This is a genomic window from Achromobacter sp. ACRQX (genome assembly GCF_022346505.1).
GTDB classification, from domain to species: domain Bacteria; phylum Pseudomonadota; class Gammaproteobacteria; order Burkholderiales; family Burkholderiaceae_B; genus Achromobacter; species Achromobacter animicus.
This window is the reverse complement of record NZ_JAKRML010000013.1, coordinates 74,975-92,593: the sequence shown is the minus strand read 5'-3', so window position 1 is coordinate 92,593 and position 17,619 is coordinate 74,975. Positions and strand designations below refer to the sequence as shown.

The following is a 17,619-nucleotide window of genomic DNA, read 5'->3' as shown; positions in this document are numbered from 1 at the left end:
TTAAATTATAGGGACGGTATGCCTTCGTAAAGCCGAATAAACCCGCCGTTTTCGGGCTTGATCGATCGTTTCAACGAAAAAGAAAGCCGGCCGAACCGTCGGAGTGCCATTCGCCGCCAAAGCGCCTCCGCTGATACAATAAGAACCATTCTCAATCTCGACTTTCTCGGGCCGGGATTTCAACGTCTCCCCTTTCTCCGCCTTCCATGACTCGCTGCCTGGCGCGGGATCACCATCATGTGCGCGCACTTTATGTGGACCACCACCGCTGGCTGGTGAACTGGCTGCGCAGAAAACTGGGCTGCGGCTTTGACGCCGCCGATATCGCGCAGGACACCTTCCATCGCCTGCTGGCAGCGCCGGAGCGCGCCCGCGGACTGCAGGAACCGCGCGCCTACCTGACGACGCTGGCGCACGGCCTGGCCGTCGACCACATCCGCCGGCGCAAGCTGGAGCGCGCCTATCTCGACGAACTCGCCCTCCTGCCTGAAGCGCAGGCGCCCTCTCCCGAAACCCGCGCGCTGCTGCTCGAGACCCTCGTGCGCATCGACCGGATGCTCGACGGCCTGAATGCCAAGGCGAAGGCCGCATTCCTGATGTCGCGGCTGGACGGCATGAGCTATCCCGACATCGCGGCGACGCTGCGCGTGTCGCTCAGTTCGGTCGAAAAATACATGGCCGCCGCCATCCGACATTGCTACGAGCTGCGCTATGGCTGATCGCGCGGTGGTGCTGGAACGCGCCATTTCCTTTGCCGTGCGCCTGAACTCCGGCCACGCCGACGCGGCCGAGCACGAGGCCTGCCGCCGCTGGCGCGAGGCCGATGCCGAGCACGAACGCGTCTGGCGCCAATTGCAGGCGATCGAGACGGATCTGCGCGCGGTGTCCGGGTCCGCTGCGGCGTCGGCCTTGCGCGCGGCGCCATCCAGAGGCCGCCGCCGCGTGCTCGCGATGCTGGCCTTGGGCACGGTAGGCGCCGGCGCAACCCTGGCATGGCGCGACGGCGCCTGGGAGCGCATGACCGCCGATTTCCGCAGCGGCATCGGTGAGCAGCGGCGCTTTGCGCTGGCCGGCGGCGCCGAATTGTGGTTGAACACCGGCAGCGCGGTGCGGACCGACCCCGGCGGGCGACGCCTGACCCTGCTGGCCGGTGAATTGCGCATGGACACCGGAACGACGGACGCGCCTTGGGAAGTGCGCACACGCCAGGCATGCTTTACCGCGACACAGGCGCGCTTCCTGCTGCGCCAGATCGAGGACGCAACGCTGCTGGACCTGCAACGCGGGAATCTGCGCATTGCACCGGTGCGCGGCCCCGACACGCTGGCCGAACCCGGCGGCCGCTATCGCGTGAGCGAGCGCGACGCACGGCGCGAACCTGCGGCGTCGTTCGACGCCGGCGGCTGGGCAGACGGCGTGCTGACGGTGCGCGGCATGCGCTTGGCGGACTTTCTGCAGGAGTTGTCCCGCTATCAACGCGGCTGGATCAGCTGTGACCCCGCCGTGGCCGACCTGCGCGTCTCGGGCGTATTCCTGCTGGATGACGTGCCGGGCGCGCTGGACACGCTGGCCCGCGCGCTGCCCACGCGGATCCAGCGTTACGGCGGCGTCTGGACCCGCGTGCTGCCCGTCTGAATGCCGTTACAAGTTTTTGGGCTCCCGCTTTACGGGTTTTGGCTTCCTCGTTCGACATAGGGAATGACACCCATCGTTTGAACCAGGATCGCCTACGTCATGTCCCGCCCTGCCCGCGTCACGCCCCCACGCTTTTTCCGTCTGCTGCCGCTGTGCGCCGCGCTGGCGCTTGCCCCCGCCGCGCATGCCCAATCCGCCCGAATGACGGTCGAACAGGCCGCCGCGCCGCTCGAGTCCGCGTTGAACCAGTACGCCGCCTCGCAGCGCGTCACGCTGTCGTTCGATCCCGCCTTCACGGCGGGCCGCCAGGCGCCCGCGTTGCGCGGAAACTATGCCGCGGGAGAAGGCTTTGCGGCGTTGCTCGCCGGCAGCGGCCTGATCGCGGAACAGACCGGCGAACGCCATTTCGTCATCCGCCCGGCCGCCCCGTCAGTCAGCACACTGGCGCCGGTGACGGTGACGGGCGAATCGGCCGCCGAGCGCTATAACCCGCCCACGACCGTGGGTTCAAAAACGCCACTCACGCAGCGCCAGATTCCGCAGTCGATCAGCGTGGTCACCCAGGAACGCATGCGGCAGCAGGCCATGCAGACCCTGGACGACGCGATGCGCAACACGGCAGGCGTCACGGTGGAACGGCGCGACAACAGCCGCTCGATCTTCCATTCGCGCGGCTTTGACATGACGTCGTACCAGGTCGACGGCATTCCCACGCAGTACGACTGGCGCATGTTGTCGTCCACCGATCTGGCCATCTACGATCGCGTCGAAGTCCTGAAAGGACCGGCCGGGCTGTACAACGGCGCGGGCGGACTGGGCGGTGCGATCAACCTGGTGCACAAGCGCCCGCAAAAGGACTTCGGCTTCGAAGGCAGCGTCTCGGCGGGGTCGTGGGACAACTACCGATCGCAGGTCGACCTGACCGGCGGCCTGAATGAAGACGGCTCGCTGCGCGGGCGGCTGGTGGGCGTGTACCAGGACCGCCGCTTCTTCTATGACAAGACCAACGAGCAGCATTCCGTGCTGTATGGCGCGCTGGCCTATGATTTCACGCCGCGCACCACGCTGACGGTGGGCGGCGGGCGACAGGAGCGCGACATCCATGCGTCGATGTGGTCGCTTCCAGCCACCATGACCGCCGTCCCCGGCGGTCAGCCCCATTTTTCCCTGGCCGACATCAAGCGCTCGACCTTCATCGGCGCCGACTGGAACCGCGACCAGTTCACATCCACCGAAGCGTTCGCCGATGTGGAGCACCGTCTGGACAACGGCTGGACGGCGAAGCTGTCCGGCCGCTATGCAGAGAACAAGCTCGATCGTGAGCAGGCGTATGGATGGGGCCCGGCCAACACGTCGAACAACCTGATCCAGCTGCTGTCGGCCAAGGGTCCCACACGCCAGACGCAGACGTCCTACGATGCCTACGCCGACGGCCCGTTCCAGTTGTTTGGCCGCCAGCACAACCTGACGCTGGGCGCCAACTACACCGACTCGCGCTTTGACAATGAATGGAACTACCCGACGCCGAACTGGGCGCCGCTGATCGACATCACAAACCCGCGCTCGGACTTCGACCGCCTGGACTACGCCTTCAACAACGGCAATCACGCGCGCACCAGGCAATGGGGCTTGTACAGCAACCTGCGCCTGCGGCTGGCCGATCCGCTCACGTTGGTGGCTGGCGGCCGCTTCAGTTGGTGGGACCTGAACTCCACCCAGCGCACCCTGGCCGGCGAAAAGTCGCAGGACGCCAAGTTCGACGGTAAGTTCACGCCCAACGTGGGGTTGATCTACGACCTGAACGACACGTATTCGGTCTACACCAGCTACTCCGAGATCTTCCTGCCGCAGAATGGCTTCACCACGGCGGACGGCAGCATGCTCAAGCCGCTGGAAGGCAAGCAGATCGAGGCCGGCATCAAGGGCGAATACCTGGACGGCGCGCTCAATGCCTCGTTTGCGGTCTTTGAGATCCGCGATGAGAACCGCGCCACGCTCTCGCCGGATTCCACCACCGTCTATACGGCCAACGGCAAGACCCGCAACCGCGGCTTCGAGCTGCAGGTCAACGGCGAGGTCCAGCCTGGCTGGAACATCTATGCCGGCTACACGTGGCTGCAGACGCGGGTGGATCAAAGCGCTTCGTACGACTCCAACGTGACTGCGGTGGCGCCGCGCCACCTGCTGCGGGTCTGGACCGATTACCGGCTGCCCGGCGATGCGAATCGCTGGACCATCGGCGGCGGCGTCAACGTGCAGAGCGGCACCTATGTGGCCTTTCCGCAGTACAACGGCGCACGCCTGCAGCAAGGCGGCTACGCGACGGTGGACATGAAGATCGGCTACGAGATCAACCGCCACGTGGATCTGGCGCTCAACGTCACCAACCTGTTCGACCGCAAGTACTACGCGACCATCAGCTCGCCGCGTTCGCAGAACATCTTTGGCGAACCGCAGGCCTTCCTGCTGACGCTGCGCGCCAAATACTGAGCGCACCATGGCGAGCGCTGCGCGCCCATTCTGGGTCCGCTTGCACCGGTGGGCGGGGCTGGCCACGGCCCTGTTCCTGTGCGTGGCCGGCCTGACGGGCAGCATCCTGGCATTCAAGGAAGACCTGGATGCCTGGCTGAACCCGCATCTGTTCCTCGCTCCTGCAGAGGGACGCGTCCCGCTGGATCCCTTTGTACTGCGCGACGCCGTTGCCGCGCAGTTGCCGTGGGCCAGTGTTCAACAGGTGCCGCTGCGGCGCGAATCGGACCGGGCCGTGGTGTTCCGGCTGGCGCCGCGGATGGATGCCGCCACCGGCCGCGCGCTGCCGCTGCCTGCCACGCATGCATTCGCCGATCCGTACAGCGGCAAAGTGTTGGGCTGGCGTAATGAGGGCACGGTATCGCTCGCGCGTGAGAACCTGCTGCCCTTCATCTACCGCCTGCACCTGGATCTGACGTTGCCCGGCATCTGGGGCCGGCTGCTGTATGGCGTGATCGCCCTCATCTGGACGCTGGACTGCTTCGTCGGCTTCTACCTGACCCTGCCCGCCAACGGAGCCAGACGCAACGGATTCTGGCGCGCGTGGCGGCCAGCCTGGCTGATCAAGCAAGGCGCCTCGGCGACGCGATACACGCTGGACCTGCACCGCGCGTTCAGTCTCTGGTTGTGGGCAATGCTGCTGATATACGCGTGGTCCAGCGTCATGTTCAACCTGCGGGCTCAGGTCTACCAGCCGGTCATGTCGATCATCATGCCCTTCGACACGTCCTGGCGCGGCGCCGCCGTCCTGCCGCGGCCCCTCGACTCACCGGCCCTGAACGGTCCCAACGCCCTGCAGGCCGCACGCCGTGCAATGGATGAACTGGCGCGAGAGCGCGGCTTTACGGTGGACAGCGAAGAATCTTTGATGCTGGACCGGCGGCGTGGCGTGTACGCGTACCTGGTCCACAGCGATGCCGACCTGCGCCGCCACGTGGGCAACACCGCCATCCTGATCGACGCCAACACGGGCGACCGACGTGGCATGTATCTCCCCACGCGGGGCGCGTGGGGAGACACGTTCAGTAATTGGCTGGGTGCGCTGCACATGGCGCACGTGTTCGGATTGCCCTATCGGATCTTTGCGTGCGTGCTCGGGCTGGTCGTGGTCATGCTGTCCGTAACCGGCGTCCTGATCTGGCGGCGCAAGCAGCGGGGCCGGTCCCATGCGGCATCCCGCCGGCCTGGCTGACGCGTCGCTCCACGACATCAGGGCGCGGCCGGTTTGATGTTCTGGTTATGCCGGAAGAGGTTGTGCGGATCGTAGCGGGTCTTCACCTGCACCAGCCGGTCGAAGTTCTCGCCATAGGCCGCTCCCACCCGTGCGGTTTCGTCCTGCGTCAGGAAGTTCACATACACGCCGCCTTGCGACCAGGGCTCAGTCGCCTTGAAGATGTCCCGCGCCCAGGCGATGCACCGCGCATCATCCTGTGGATCGTCCCAACGTCCGTGCACGTTCATGGCGAATTGCGCTGCCCGGTGCGGATACGCGGTGGCTGACACCGGCACCTGCATCGCCACGCCGGCAATGTGGCCAAAGAAGATCTCGCATTGCGGCGACGGCACGTTCTGTACCGCCGACACGACGGCGTCGATCAGGCCGTCTTCCAGCTCCCCGATGTTGTGAGACTTCCAGTAGTTGCGCGCGCCGGGCGTCAGCAATGGATCGAACGCCTTCTGCCAGGCCGCGTAAGGCATCGGCCCAAGGTGTTCGCCGTAGGGTTCGCCCAGACCACGCACCACTTGCAGGACATCCGGCCCCTTGTCCACGCCGCCCGTGTAGCACGACGCAAAGGCGATGATGGGCTTGCCGTGCACGGATGCCGGCAGGAACGGCAGCGGCGGCGCCTGGCGCAGCACCGCCCAAACGGTCAGCTCCTGAGGCATGGACGGCAACGCATCGCGGTATCGCGCCAGCGCGTCGCGCGCCTGTTCGAGCGGGATCACCACCAGTCCGCCGTAGACCTCCGGCCCCACCGGATGAAGCTGAAACTCGAACATCGTAACCACGCCAAAATTACCGCCGCCGCCGCGAAGCGCCCAGAACAGGTCCGGGTTTTCCGAGTCGCTGGCGTGCAGCAATTGGCCGTCGGCCGTGACGACGTCGGCAGACACCAGATTGTCGACGGTCATGCCGAACCGGCGCGTCAGCCACCCGAAACCGCCTCCCAACGTCAAGCCGGCTACGCCGGTCGTAGAGTTGATGCCCAGGGGAACGGCGAGGCCGAATGCCTGCGCTTCGTGATCGAGGTCGGACAAGGTGGCGCCGGGTTCCACGAAGGCCCGAGCACGCACGGGGTCGATGCGTACCGATTTCATGGGTGACAGATCGATCATCATGCCGTCATCGCAGACGGCGGTGCCCGCGATGTTGTGGCCGCCGCCGCGCACGGAAACCACCAACTGATTCTCTCGCGCGTAATCCACGGCGCGGCGCACGTCGGCGGGGCCCGCGCATCGCGCAATGACGGCGGGCCGCCGGTCCACCGTGGCGTTCCAGATCTTGCGGGCATCGTCGTAGCCGGCATCGCCGGCGGACAGGATCTGGCCCCGGACCGCGGCGCGCAGATCTTCCAAGGTGCTGCTGGACAGTTTGTTCATCACACATCTCCTCGAAGGCGATGCATTTACAAACAGCGTCTAAAGCAAGCCGTCTATCTGCTGGGGCGCGACATGGGAGTTGCCTCCTTGAAAAAGGGGCCATGACCCTGTGCACATGAATGCCCGGCGAACGCCGCGCGGGGGGAAGGCGGCAGACGCCCTGTGCCGTGCGCCGGAGCGTGCGTGATGGGGAAAAGTATAGGCCTTTGCCCGCGCGGACAGGAGTCCTACGAATCGTTTTTCAGAACCCCGCGCACGTTCATGACGGCCAATCCCAGTTGCAGTGCAATAAGCGCCCACGCGTCATCGTGCAGTCCCCACGCCACCCACAGCACGTTGCTGGCGAGAAAGACCCAGAAGCCCGCGTGGCGGCGCCCGGCGCTACGCGACGCGACCAGCCAGGCGGCGGCTAGCGACGCCGCCATGGCTGGCCACTGCAGAAAGTCCCACAACGCGTCAAGCGTCATCGGCTACGGTCCCTGTACAACCTGCGCACCGGGATCACGGCTTGGACCGGGCGCCCTGACCGCGGTTGCGCTGGCTCTGCTGGTCCTGGCCAGTGCCGATCTGCGTGGTATGGCCCTCCTTCTTCGTGCGGTTCTGCGTGTCGCCGTGACTGGCCTGCGACTCGCGGGGCGTGTCGTCCTGGCTGCGGTCGGGCGCGTCCGTTTCGTGCGTGCTGTCCTTGTGTTTGGTCATCGTGTGCTCCTTTCATCAGGGTCAACGTGGTACGTACTGGGGGACCAGTCATTCCTTCGTGGTGCCGACATCATCGACACTGCCGGTGCTGCCGGCGCCCGAGCTGCTCGCGCCTGGATTCAAGCCTCCCGCGGCTCCAACGCGGATCCGGTTCTCGACATCGTTCACGCCCGCGCACTCGACCGTGCAATCCTCGACGTAGTGTTTGGTGCGCCGGTTGGGAACAGTGCCCTCCAGCACGACATGGCCGTCCAGGACCGCGACCGAGACGTCACTCACGTCCAGGCCGCTATGGGCCAGCGCTTCGCAAACGTTCTCGCGGATGCGATCGTCCGAACGGATGTAGCCCTTGGGATCGGTCCGGCGCGATGCGCGATCCCGCCACGCGGTCGGACCGCGGTTGTAGCCGCCGCGCTCAGCGGTTTCGAACGACATGGATTCCTCGCGCCACGCGGGGCGGTCGCCGTAGTAGCCGCCTTCGTCATCGCCGAACGACGTGGGACCGTCGTAGGCCTGATCCCGGCCGCCATAGGCACGGTCGCGGCCGCTCTGGAAGCGTCCCTGGCCGCCGGCCCCGCGGCCTTGATCGCCATATCTATTTCCTTGCGGGTCGTATCCGCGATCAACACCGCCACGGCCGCGGCCCTGACCCTCATAGACCTGTTGACGCTGGAACGAGGGATCTTCATTCGAAAACCCGCCATAGCTGCTTTGGCCGGGATCGGCACTGCGGCTGCGCACCGGTTCCCGGGTCTCGCGCGTGCCGCCTTGTCGCGTGCCTTCGCCCTGGTAACCGTATGACGGCGCGGGGTCCTGCCACGGTTCCCGGTCGCCGCGATAGTTCGACGTGTTCCTCGGGTCTCTACTCATATCGTCTCTCCCGTTGCAAGTTGCGAAACAAGCAGGCCGGACTCGCGCTCAAACGTTGAAACGCGCGCCCTCGCCCGCCCGCTTGGTGTAGGCAGCAAGTGCTGTGCCGGGTGCCGATTGCGCAAGCGGGGGCAGGGTCCACGCTTTATGGCCGATAGGCCAAAGGCGGCCGCGATGCTAAGAAAGGGTCATGCGGTCAGAACGCCGTGGCAAGGCCAAACAACCGCATCCGGCAACACGACACTCGACATTCAGGAGATGAATATGGCTTCAGGATCCAGGCTGTCCGACGTAATCGTAAAACTCCCCGATCGCTCCACATGCCGCGTAGAACGGCGTTTGATCGCAAAGAGAACCCAGGAGGCCTCCAGCGTTCCCATCTATGTCTGCACCTTGCCTTCTGGCGAACCCGTAACGTGGTTGGGAGGCGGTAAATATCGCTTACCGTGCGGGTCGGTAGGCGTGGCCGTTGCGCACAAACCGCCAGAAAGATGACGGGAGGGCGGACGGCACGGAGCTTGCTGGGCCCGGGCATTCACGCAGGAGGATCGTAATGAATGCCATCGAACGGGTCGCCGCTTACATGCACGAGCATTCGCTGAAACTGGTGACGGCCGAGTCCTGCACGGCGGGGCTGATTGCGGCCACGCTTGCGGACATACCGGGCGCGGGCGCGCTGCTGGATTGCGCGTTCGTCGCCTACTCGCCGCAGGCCAAGCAGAAATGTCTGGGCGTGGCCGCGCGCACGCTGCAACGCCACAACCTCACGAGCGAAGCCGTGGCACGGGAAATGGCGCTGGGCGCGGCGCGAAACAGCCCGGCGAATGTAGCGATCTCAAACACGGGCGTCACCGACGATACCGACCCGGAGATTCCCGCCGGCACGCAGTGCTACGCGTGGGTGTTCAAGTCGGGTCCGGCCGACGTCTCGCCGGCGATCTATACCGAGACTGCGCGCTTCGAGGGCGATCGTAATGCCATCCGCCGCGCCAGCGCCGAACACGCCCTGGCGCAGCTGATCGCCTATCACAAGCAGTGGCTGGACGGCGCCCGCCCCTCCTCGTCCCGATCAGCCTGAGCACCAGCGCCGTCCGGCTCGGCCTCCCACCCCATCCGCAGTGCGGCGGCGAATCCGCCTTCGACGCGCGAGTACGGCCGAGCGCTTGTGCTGACGCGCGGCAGGCACGACCATGCGATGTGCGCCCCGCCGGCTTCCAGCTTGTCGACCAGGGCCTGGTCCTCGCTGCACGTCAGCGCCGCAAAGCCGCCGATGCGGCGGTACGTGTGCGCCGCGATGCCCAGGTTCGCACCATGCACATGCCGGTGACCGTCGCGATCGTGGTAGTGCGTGGCGAACGCCCGGCGTGCGCGCTGCGCGAACTCGCCATGCGCATCCCATCCGGTGACCGATACGGTGCCGCAAACCACCTCCGCATTCAGGGAAAGCTGGTCGGCCAGCCACCCGGGCGACACACAGGTGTCGGCGTCGGTGAAAGCCAGCCAGCGCGCGCCGGCATTGAGCAGATGTTGAGCGCCCGCCGCGCGCGCCATGCCGACGTTGCGCGCCTGGACCATCAGAAGCTCCACCGGCCAGCCTGCCGCCCGGCGCGCGGTCTCATCCTCGCAGTGATCCAGCACCACGACGATACGCACGGATTCCCGGCCAAGACGCGGATGGCGGGATGCGCGCATGACGGCACGCAGGCAGTCTTCGATGTGGCGCTCCTCGTTGTGCGCTGGAATGCATACGCCGATCATGAATGGCTTCCTGATTGGGGGTGTCTGCGCCAGGCATCCAGGCGGAACTCGTCTTCCACGTGATGCACGCTGCGCGACAGGCCGGGCAACGCGCCGATCGCCGCGTGCAGCGCGTCCGTGTTCTGAAGACGGTCATCGAAATCCGGCCGCCAATGGCAGGCAACGATCTCGCCGTCCGGCGCAAGGGATGCATCGACGGCGCTCAGAAACCTGCACAGCGCGGCGCCGTCCAGGTAGTACGCGACTTCCGACAGCACGATGAGGTCAAAGCCAGCGGCGGGCGTCTCGGGCCACTGCCGCGGCAGGTCCAGCGTCAAGACCTGGACATGGTCCATGCCTTCGCCGGCCACGCGGGCGCTGCAACGCGCCGTTGCGGCCGGCGCGGCGTCCACCGCACAGACGCGCGCGCAGCGCAGCGCAAGGCTCCGCGTCAGCTCGCCCGTGCCGCAACCCGGCTCGAGGGCATGGCGATAACACTCGCGCCCCAGCGCCGCCAGCAACAGGCCGCGTTTGCGGCGTTCGTACCACGCGCTGGCCACGCGCCACGGATCGGGATCCGCCTGGTAGAGACGTTCAAAATGGTCCACGGCTACAGAGCCCATGGCGTGCCTCCGTCGTTGAGCACCGCCTGCCCATGCGCGGCCTGATCACGCTCCGCATGGCTCTGCCGGATAAACACGGGCAGATCGGCCATTACCTGCGCAAAGTGCGCGTCGCGGCACAAGGGGCCCGCGCCCAGCGCCCGCGCGGCCCGTTCCACCACCACCGACGCAGCCGCTTCCACGGCCAGCCGCGCGCGGGCGCAGGCCAACGCGCACGCCTGCCGCGGATGCGCGTCGATCTCGGCGGCGGTTTCGCGCAACACCGCCCGGGCCTGCGCCAGGGCCACGTCGATGGCGCCCAGATGCGCCAGCCGATGCGGGTCGGCGGAATGCCTGGGCAAGGCCCGGTGCAAAGTCTGTGCGATATGCAGCAATCCGCCGTACCAGCACGCTGCAATACCGGCGCCGCCGTGAAGAAAGCCAGGCCGATGCACGTACGCGCCAGGATCATCCACCAGCGCGCAGCGCGCGTCCCGAAAGACCACGTCCACGCTTGCCGACGCGCGCATGCCCACGGCATGCCAGCCGGCATCGGTCACCTGCACGCCGTCCTGATCCATTGCCACCGCGGCCAGACACGCCTCGCCCGCGGGATTCCAGCCGCTGACGAGCGCGTGCGTGACGGCAGCCGCGCCGGAGCACCACGCCTTGACGCCTTGCAGCACTGCCGTGCCGTCGGGCTGCGGGGTGATTTGCACGCGATGATCCGGGGGCTCCGCGCACCACACCGCCCAGCGGCTATTCGCCGGCGGGACAGGCGCCTGGAGTTCCGCCAGGATGGCGAGCGCATCGGTGTGCCCTTCGTAGAGTTTGACCAGGCTCAGGTCCGCCTCGGCCACGCGGGCCAGTGCGCGCCACCGATCCAGCGTTTGGCCCGACCCCGGCAAGGGCAGTTGATCGCATCCCTGTTCCACCAGGACGCGCAGCCAACGGCCGGGATCCAACGGCGCATGGGCGTCGGATAGGACCTCATTCAATCGTTGGTGCGCGGACTGCCGGGGAGGTGACGGGTCGGGACGTTCGGTCATGGCGATGCGTTGGTGCGGCGTTGGGGTTATGTCCCCGGACAGCAAGCGCCGTGCCCATCACCGCGCGCGCGGCGTCCAACCCAAGGGCAACGCGTCGCCTTCCACGCAAGCGACCAACGAAGCCCCCTGCCCGCCCTGCACCGCATGGCCGCCGGTGAAATCGGAAAACGCCGGCAGCACGGTGATGCCTTCACGCAGCCAGAACGCGGGCCAGCTGCGCGGGACGCCCGGCACACGCGTTTTCGGGTGCACGTGGCCGGCGATCACGTGCCGGCCCTGCGTGTCTGGTGTCGGCAGGTGGCGGAACAGGAACGGGCCGTCGGCCCACGCCTCGCCGAGCTGGCGCATGCCCAGCGCCGGGGCGTCCAGCGCGCGGTCATGGTTGCCGGCCAGCACCGCCACGTCCACGTACGGATTCGCCTCGCGCCACGCAATCCACGCATCGCGCCACGCGGCCTGCGCGGCGGGCCCGTGCAGGACGTCGCCGACAATCAAAAGCTCGGTGGCGCCCGTCGCGGCGATCAGGGCCGACAGGCGCCGCAGGTCGTCCATCGTCGCCCCGCGCGGCACGGCGATGCCCGCTTGCCGAAAGACGTGGCTCTTGCCCAGATGCAGGTCCGCGATCACCAGCCGGGACCGCGCAGGCCAGTGCAACGCGCGCGCCCCCAGCAGGACGACAGGCTCGCCTGCCAGCGCCATCGCAAGTTTGGCCTCAGGCGATTCGCGCATACCGCTTCTCCAGTTGCTCGGCGGCGCGCTTGACTCGTGCCTGCCAGGTTTCGGTGCTGAGCTGCCCGCGCAGGCTTTCCGTCCACAGCGGAAACGACAGCGGCGTGAGCGCGCGCGGTTCGCGCAAGGCCAGCTCGCGCCGCTGGCAGTCCTGCAGCGCCCCCAGGAGCCGCGGTGCCTCCAGTTGCAGTTCAAAGACTTCGCGCTCGGCCTGCGCCAGCAGCAGGTGATCGGGATCGTAACGGCGCAGCACGTCGTAGAGCAGCCCGCTGGAGGCCTGCACCTGCCGCAGCGAACGCGCCGCCTGCCCCGGCAGCGATGGCGTCAACAACCCCGCGACACGCGCGATCTCTCGAAACTGACGGCGCGCCATTTCGCCCAGATTGACGCCTTCGCGCAGGTCATCGGCCATGTTGTCCGGGCTGAGCAATGCGCGCAGCAGCGTGTCGTCCAGGGCTGCGGGTTCGGCCAGCGTCAGCATCAGGCCGTAATCGTTGACGGTGTAGGAGATGGTGTTGGCCTGCCGCCGGCCCCAGCGCAGGGCGACCATCGCAGCGATGCCTTCATGCACGGCGCGGCCTGCAAATGGAAACAGGAACAGATGCGAGCCGCGCCGCGTCTTGATCAGTTCGGCCACCAGACGGCCGTGGTCGGGCAGTGCGCTGGCCTGTTCCTGGATGCGGAGCAGCGGGGCAACGGCGCGCATTTCCGGGTGCTCGCCGGGATGGGAGTACAGGCTCTCGACCTCGCTCGCCAATTGCGTGGACAAGGGCATGCGCCCGCCCTGCCAGGTCGCGACGGGTCCGTCTCCGCCCTTTGCCCGCCGTACGTAGGCCACCATGCCCTCCAGCCGCACCAGTTCCAGCGTGCGCCCGGCGAACTGAAACCGGTCGCCGCGCCGCAAGCGCGCCAGAAAGCCCTCCTCGACCGATCCCAGGCCGCCGCCTCGCAGATACTTCACCGCCACCGCGCCGTCGGACGTGATGGTGCCGATGGACAGCCGATGCCGGAACGCGATGCGCCGGTCATGCACGCGGTAGCAGCCATCTTCATCGCGCACGACGCGGTGATAGTCCGGATACTTCGCGAGCGCGCGTCCGCCCTGCACGATGAAATCCAGCACGGCCTGCCAGGTCGCGGCATCGAGCGTGGCGTAGGCATGCGTGCCGCGCACCTCCTCAAACAGATCGCCAGCTTCGAAGCCGCCACCCAGCGCCAGCGTCACAGCGTGCTGCGCCAGCACATCCAGGCTGCCGATGGGCGGCACGCGGGACTCGATCTCGCCGCGCGCGATCGCCTGACGGGCCGCGGCATACTCGATCAGTTCGAGCGCCTGCGCGGGCACGCAGACCACGTTGCCGGACTCGCCGGGCCGGTGCTTGGCGCGGCCGGCGCGTTGCAACAGCCGCGCGACGCCCTTGGGGCTGCCGATCTGCAGCACCTGATCCACCGCCGGAAAGTCCACGCCCAGATCCAGGCTGGACGTGGCCACGACGCAGCGCACCGTGCCGTCGCGCAGCCCTTGCTCGACCGTCGCGCGCAGTTTGGGGTCCAGCGAGCCGTGATGCAGCGCCAGCGTGCGCGGATCCTCCGGCCAGATCGACTCCAGCGCGCGGTGCCACAGCTCGGCCTGCGCCCGCGTGTTGGTAAAGAGCAGCGTCGCGCGCACATCGAACAGTCGCTTGAAGACGCGTTCCAGCTGCGACAACCCCAGATGGCCCGCCCACGGCAGCGCGCGGCTGCGTTCCGGCAGCAAGGTGGAGATCTGGATCTTGCGCGGCCTGGCGCCGGCCACCAGCGCGCTGTCGGGCGCCTGCGGCAGCAGCACGGCGCGGGCCTCATCCAGGTTGCCCAGCGTGGCGGACAACCCCCACGTTCGAGCCGCCGGCGACAGCTTGCGGACCCGCGCCAGGCACAGCTGCAGCAGCACGCCGCGTTTGTTGCCCAGCAGTTCATGCCATTCGTCGACCACGATGCAGCGCAAGGCGCGAAAGCGCGTCGACGCGTCGGCGTAGGACAGCAGCAGCGCCAGCGATTCGGGCGTGATCACCAGCACGTGCGCCTTGCCCTGCCGCGCCAGCCGCTTGTCGCGCGCGCTGGCGTCGCCCGTGCGCAACGCGACGGTCCAGTCGATGCCCAGTTCGGCCGCCGTCTGCGTCAATGCCCGCGTCGTGTCCGCAGCCAACGCGCGCAGCGGCGTCACCCACAAGACGCGCGGACCTTCGCCGGTGGCCGCCTTTGCCGGCATGTCTTCCGAGAGCGCTTCAAGGAGCGGGCCGCCAAATGCCGCCAGCGTCTTGCCGCTGCCCGTGGGCGTGTGCAACAGGCCCGACCCGCCATCCAGATAGCGGCGCCACGTCTCGCGTTGAAATGGCGCGGCTTTCCAGCCGCGCGCCGCAAACCACGCGACCAGCGGCGCATCCCTGCCCCGGGCCGTGCCGCTCATCGCGCCAGCGCCTTCAGCGTGTCCAGCTGATCGGCCTGATCCGCCGGCTTGTCGTGCCGCCAGCGCAGGATGCGCGGAAAGCGCACGGCGATTCCGGATTTGTGACGCTTGGAGATGTTCACGCCTTCGAAGCCCAGTTCAAACACCTGCACCGGTTCGACCGAGCGCACCGGCCCGAAGCGCTCGCGCGTGTGTGCCCGCAGCCAGCGGTCCAGTTCCAGGATCTCTTTATCGTCCAGGCCCGAGTAGGCCTTGGCAATGGGCACCAGCGCGTCGCCCTCCCACAGCCCGAAGGTGTAGTCGGTGTAGAGCGTGCTGCGGCGGCCGTGGCCGGACTGCGCGTACAGCAGCACGGCGTCGATGGTGAGCGGGTCGATCTTCCACTTCCACCAGTCGCCGCGCCGCCGCCCGCTTTGGTACGGCGCGCTGCGCCGCTTGAGCATGAAGCCTTCGACGCCGCGCTCGCGCGATTCCCCGCGCAGCGCGTGGGCCTCGTCCCAGCTTGCCGGCGCGACGGCCGGCGACATCCGCAGCCGTGGGTCGGGATGGCGGCGCAGCAGCGCCTCCAGGCGCTCGCGGCGCTCGGCCTGCGGCAATTCGCGCAGGTCCTCGCCTTCAAGTTCGAGCAGGTCATACGCCAGCAACTGCACCGGCGCTTCGGCCAGCCACTTGGGACCGGGCTTCAGGCGCTGGATGCGGGTCTGCAGGGCCGAGAACGGCATGGGGTCCGTGTTGCCGTCCTGCCAGGCCAGCAGTTCCCCGTCGATGACGCAGTCCACGTCCAGCGCGGCGGCCGCCGCTTCAACTTCCGGAAAGCGGCCGTCCAGGCGCTCTTCGCCACGGGACCAGATGGACACCTCGCCACGCCGCCGGATGAGCTGCGCGCGGATGCCGTCCCACTTCCATTCCAGCAGCCATTCTTCGATGGGTCCAAGCACGGCGGGATCGCCTTCGAGCGGCGACGCCAGGAAAAACGGATACGGTTGCTGGCGGTCGCCTGGCAGTTCCTCGGCGCTGAGCAGATCGCGCAGGAACGCCGGACTGGGCGACCACGCGCCCAGCATGCGCTGCGCAATGCGGGCGATGGGCACGCCCGACATTTCGGCCAGCGCCTGCTGCACCATGCGCTGAGACACGCCGACGCGCAGCGCGCCGGTCAGCAGCTTGTTGAAGACCAGGCGTTCTGCATAGGGCAAGCCCAGCCAGGCCGAGACGACCACCTCGCGCCGCTCGATCTCGTCGCGGTTCGCGACGGGCAAGAGAATCTCTTCGATCCAGTCAGCCAGGCCACGATCCGGCGCGGCCGCTTCCGGATCCGGGACGAGCAGCGCCAGGGTTTCGGCCAGGTCGCCGACCTGGTCATAGCAGGCGTCCAGCAGCCAGGGCGCAGTGCTGGAAGCGTCGGCCGCCCAGGCCCGCAACTCGCCAACCCCCGCGATCTTCTTACGTGTGCTGGTGATCTTGCCGCCGGCCAGCAGATACAACGCCCAGACCGCGTCGCGCGGCGGGGCATCGCGGAAGTACGCCACCAGCGCCGCGCGCTTATCCAAGGTGGCGGTACTGCGGTCAAGCTCCTGATACAACGCCGCGAATCGCTTCATGCCTGCGTCCGTTCCCCTGTCGATCTTCGTTCGATGGCCGCTCTAATCGTCTTCGCCATACTGCGTCACAAGCGTCTCGGCGGCGATGCCGGATTCATTCAACGTACGCACCAGCGCCTCGGTGTCGCCATGCGTGGCGATGACCCGCTTGGCGCCGGTGTCGTGGATAGTGCGCAGCAGGTCGGGCCAATCGGCATGGTCCGACACGACAAAGCCGCGGTCCATGTTGCGGCGCCGGCGGTTGCCGCGCAGCCGCATCCAGCCCGACGCAAAGCCATGCTGCGCCTTGCGGAAGCGCCGCAGCCACGCGCTGCCCGCCGCCGACGGCGGCGCCAGGATCAGCTCTCCAGCAAATCCCGTTCCCGAGGCCGCGGAAGGGCCGTCCGCGTCGATGACCAGACGCGTGTCGGACAGCGGAACACCGGCCTTGCGATAGACGTCCACCCCCGCGGCGATCGCGCCGTGCAGGTAGACGGGCCGGTCCGCAAAGGGGATCAATTCAGCCAGCACGCGCTGCGCCTTGCCCAGGGCGTAGCAATAGAGGATGGCGGCCTCGCCGCGCGCGGCGCAGTGGTCGCGCCATTGCACGATGTCGCGCGCCACGTCCGAGGCGCTGGGCCAACGGTAAATAGGCAGGCCAAAGGTGGCCTCGGTGATGAAGGTGTCGCAAGGCACGACTTCAAACAGGCTGCACGTCGGATCGGGCTGGCGCTTGTAGTCGCCGGACACGACCCAGACTTCGCCATCGACTTCGATGCGCACCTGCGCCGATCCCAACACGTGGCCCGCCGGATGCAACGACACGCGCGCGTTACCCAACGTGAAGACTTCGCCATAGGCATGGACCCGATAGTCCTGGTCGCCCAGCCGCCATTGCAGGATAGGCAAGCCTTCGGCGCTGGTGTGGTAGCGCCCCATGCCGGAACGTGCATGATCGCCATGACCATGCGTCAGCACGGCGACCTCGACGGGCCGCCACGGATCGATATGAAAGCCGCCGGCTGGGCAATACAGGCCTTCCGGACGCAGTTGCACGATGTCGCGCATGGGACCTCCCGATCGGCGCGGCGCGACGGTTTCGCGGCCGCATGTCTTTGGTTATACCCCGCGAGGACGCAGAA

16 protein-coding genes are annotated in these 17,619 nt (G+C 67.5%); 5 read left to right on the top strand and 11 right to left on the bottom strand.

Translation table 11 applies throughout. The annotated features are described in order from the left end of the window. The first annotated feature begins 206 nt into the window (after nucleotides 1-206). The 4 genes from MHZ91_RS14100 to MHZ91_RS14085 all read left to right on the top strand — a co-directional run bounded on the left by MHZ91_RS14100 (nucleotide 207) and on the right by MHZ91_RS14085 (nucleotide 5,356). Nucleotides 207-719 carry a sigma-70 family RNA polymerase sigma factor gene (locus MHZ91_RS14100; RefSeq protein WP_239214202.1) on the top strand — a complete coding sequence of 171 codons (513 nt, stop codon included), beginning with the start codon at nucleotides 207-209 and terminating at the stop codon, nucleotides 717-719. Next, nucleotides 712-1,635 (top strand): DUF4880 domain-containing protein, encoded by a 924-nt coding sequence (locus tag MHZ91_RS14095; protein ID WP_239214200.1) that lies wholly within the window; start codon nucleotides 712-714, stop codon nucleotides 1,633-1,635. Before MHZ91_RS14100 ends, MHZ91_RS14095 begins: the two co-directional genes overlap by 8 nt. Before the next feature lie 99 nt (nucleotides 1,636-1,734). Next, nucleotides 1,735-4,125, top strand: a complete 2,391-nt coding sequence (locus MHZ91_RS14090) for a TonB-dependent receptor (RefSeq protein WP_239214198.1) — start codon at nucleotides 1,735-1,737, stop codon at nucleotides 4,123-4,125. Nucleotides 4,126-4,132: 7 nt separating this feature from the next. Then, nucleotides 4,133-5,356: a PepSY domain-containing protein gene (locus MHZ91_RS14085; protein ID WP_239214196.1), complete on the top strand. Its 1,224-nt coding sequence runs from the start codon at nucleotides 4,133-4,135 to the stop codon at nucleotides 5,354-5,356. Between the two features lie 17 nt (nucleotides 5,357-5,373). On the opposite strand, the gene MHZ91_RS14080 is transcribed toward MHZ91_RS14085, so the two are convergent. The 4 genes from MHZ91_RS14080 to MHZ91_RS14065 all read right to left on the bottom strand — a co-directional run bounded on the left by MHZ91_RS14080 (nucleotide 5,374) and on the right by MHZ91_RS14065 (nucleotide 8,334). After that, entirely contained in the window at nucleotides 5,374-6,765 is a 1,392-nt protein-coding gene (locus MHZ91_RS14080; RefSeq protein WP_239214194.1) for an FAD-binding oxidoreductase, read from the bottom strand. A gap of 227 nt (nucleotides 6,766-6,992) precedes the next feature. Next, on the bottom strand, nucleotides 6,993-7,232 hold the full coding sequence (locus MHZ91_RS14075) for a hypothetical protein (protein ID WP_175125271.1): 240 nt from the start codon (nucleotides 7,230-7,232) through the stop codon (nucleotides 6,993-6,995). Nucleotides 7,233-7,266: 34 nt separating this feature from the next. Beyond that, nucleotides 7,267-7,464, bottom strand: coding sequence for a hypothetical protein (locus MHZ91_RS14070; protein WP_175125320.1), 198 nt, complete (start codon nucleotides 7,462-7,464; stop codon nucleotides 7,267-7,269). 48 nt (nucleotides 7,465-7,512) lie between these two features. After that, a complete protein-coding gene (locus MHZ91_RS14065) occupies nucleotides 7,513-8,334 on the bottom strand; it encodes a BON domain-containing protein (RefSeq protein ID WP_239214192.1) in 822 nt (273 codons plus the stop codon). Nucleotides 8,335-8,887: 553 nt separating this feature from the next. Between MHZ91_RS14065 and MHZ91_RS14060 the strand changes: the two genes are divergently transcribed. Further along, entirely contained in the window at nucleotides 8,888-9,412 is a 525-nt protein-coding gene (locus MHZ91_RS14060) for a CinA family protein (protein ID WP_218344376.1), read from the top strand. Here the strand turns inward: MHZ91_RS14060 and MHZ91_RS14055 are convergent. Genes MHZ91_RS14055 through MHZ91_RS14025 form a run of 7 tightly spaced genes read right to left on the bottom strand, consistent with a single transcriptional unit; the run spans nucleotide 9,361 to nucleotide 17,545 of the window. After that, entirely contained in the window at nucleotides 9,361-10,092 is a 732-nt protein-coding gene (locus tag MHZ91_RS14055; protein ID WP_239214189.1) for a glycosyltransferase family 2 protein, read from the bottom strand. The two genes, MHZ91_RS14060 and MHZ91_RS14055, sit on opposite strands and share 52 nt — an antisense overlap. Further along, complete coding sequence (locus tag MHZ91_RS14050; protein WP_239214186.1) at nucleotides 10,089-10,694, bottom strand: bifunctional 2-polyprenyl-6-hydroxyphenol methylase/3-demethylubiquinol 3-O-methyltransferase UbiG; 606 nt, start codon at nucleotides 10,692-10,694, stop codon at nucleotides 10,089-10,091. Before MHZ91_RS14050 ends, MHZ91_RS14055 begins: the two co-directional genes overlap by 4 nt. Beyond that, nucleotides 10,682-11,722, bottom strand: coding sequence for an acyl-CoA dehydrogenase (locus tag MHZ91_RS14045; RefSeq protein ID WP_239214184.1), 1,041 nt, complete (start codon nucleotides 11,720-11,722; stop codon nucleotides 10,682-10,684). Before MHZ91_RS14045 ends, MHZ91_RS14050 begins: the two co-directional genes overlap by 13 nt. Nucleotides 11,723-11,779: 57 nt before the next feature. Further along, nucleotides 11,780-12,451: a ligase-associated DNA damage response endonuclease PdeM gene (gene pdeM, locus MHZ91_RS14040; protein ID WP_239214181.1), complete on the bottom strand. Its 672-nt coding sequence runs from the start codon at nucleotides 12,449-12,451 to the stop codon at nucleotides 11,780-11,782. Then, a complete protein-coding gene (locus MHZ91_RS14035; RefSeq protein ID WP_239214178.1) occupies nucleotides 12,435-14,897 on the bottom strand; it encodes a ligase-associated DNA damage response DEXH box helicase in 2,463 nt (820 codons plus the stop codon). Before MHZ91_RS14035 ends, pdeM begins: the two co-directional genes overlap by 17 nt. After that, nucleotides 14,894-16,498 carry an ATP-dependent DNA ligase gene (locus tag MHZ91_RS14030; protein WP_239214176.1) on the bottom strand — a complete coding sequence of 535 codons (1,605 nt, stop codon included), beginning with the start codon at nucleotides 16,496-16,498 and terminating at the stop codon, nucleotides 14,894-14,896. The genes MHZ91_RS14035 and MHZ91_RS14030 overlap by 4 nt, the downstream gene beginning before the upstream one ends. A gap of 42 nt (nucleotides 16,499-16,540) precedes the next feature. Continuing rightward, nucleotides 16,541-17,545, bottom strand: a complete 1,005-nt coding sequence (locus tag MHZ91_RS14025; RefSeq protein ID WP_239214174.1) for a ligase-associated DNA damage response exonuclease — start codon at nucleotides 17,543-17,545, stop codon at nucleotides 16,541-16,543. Between the last annotated feature and the right edge of the window lie 74 nt (nucleotides 17,546-17,619).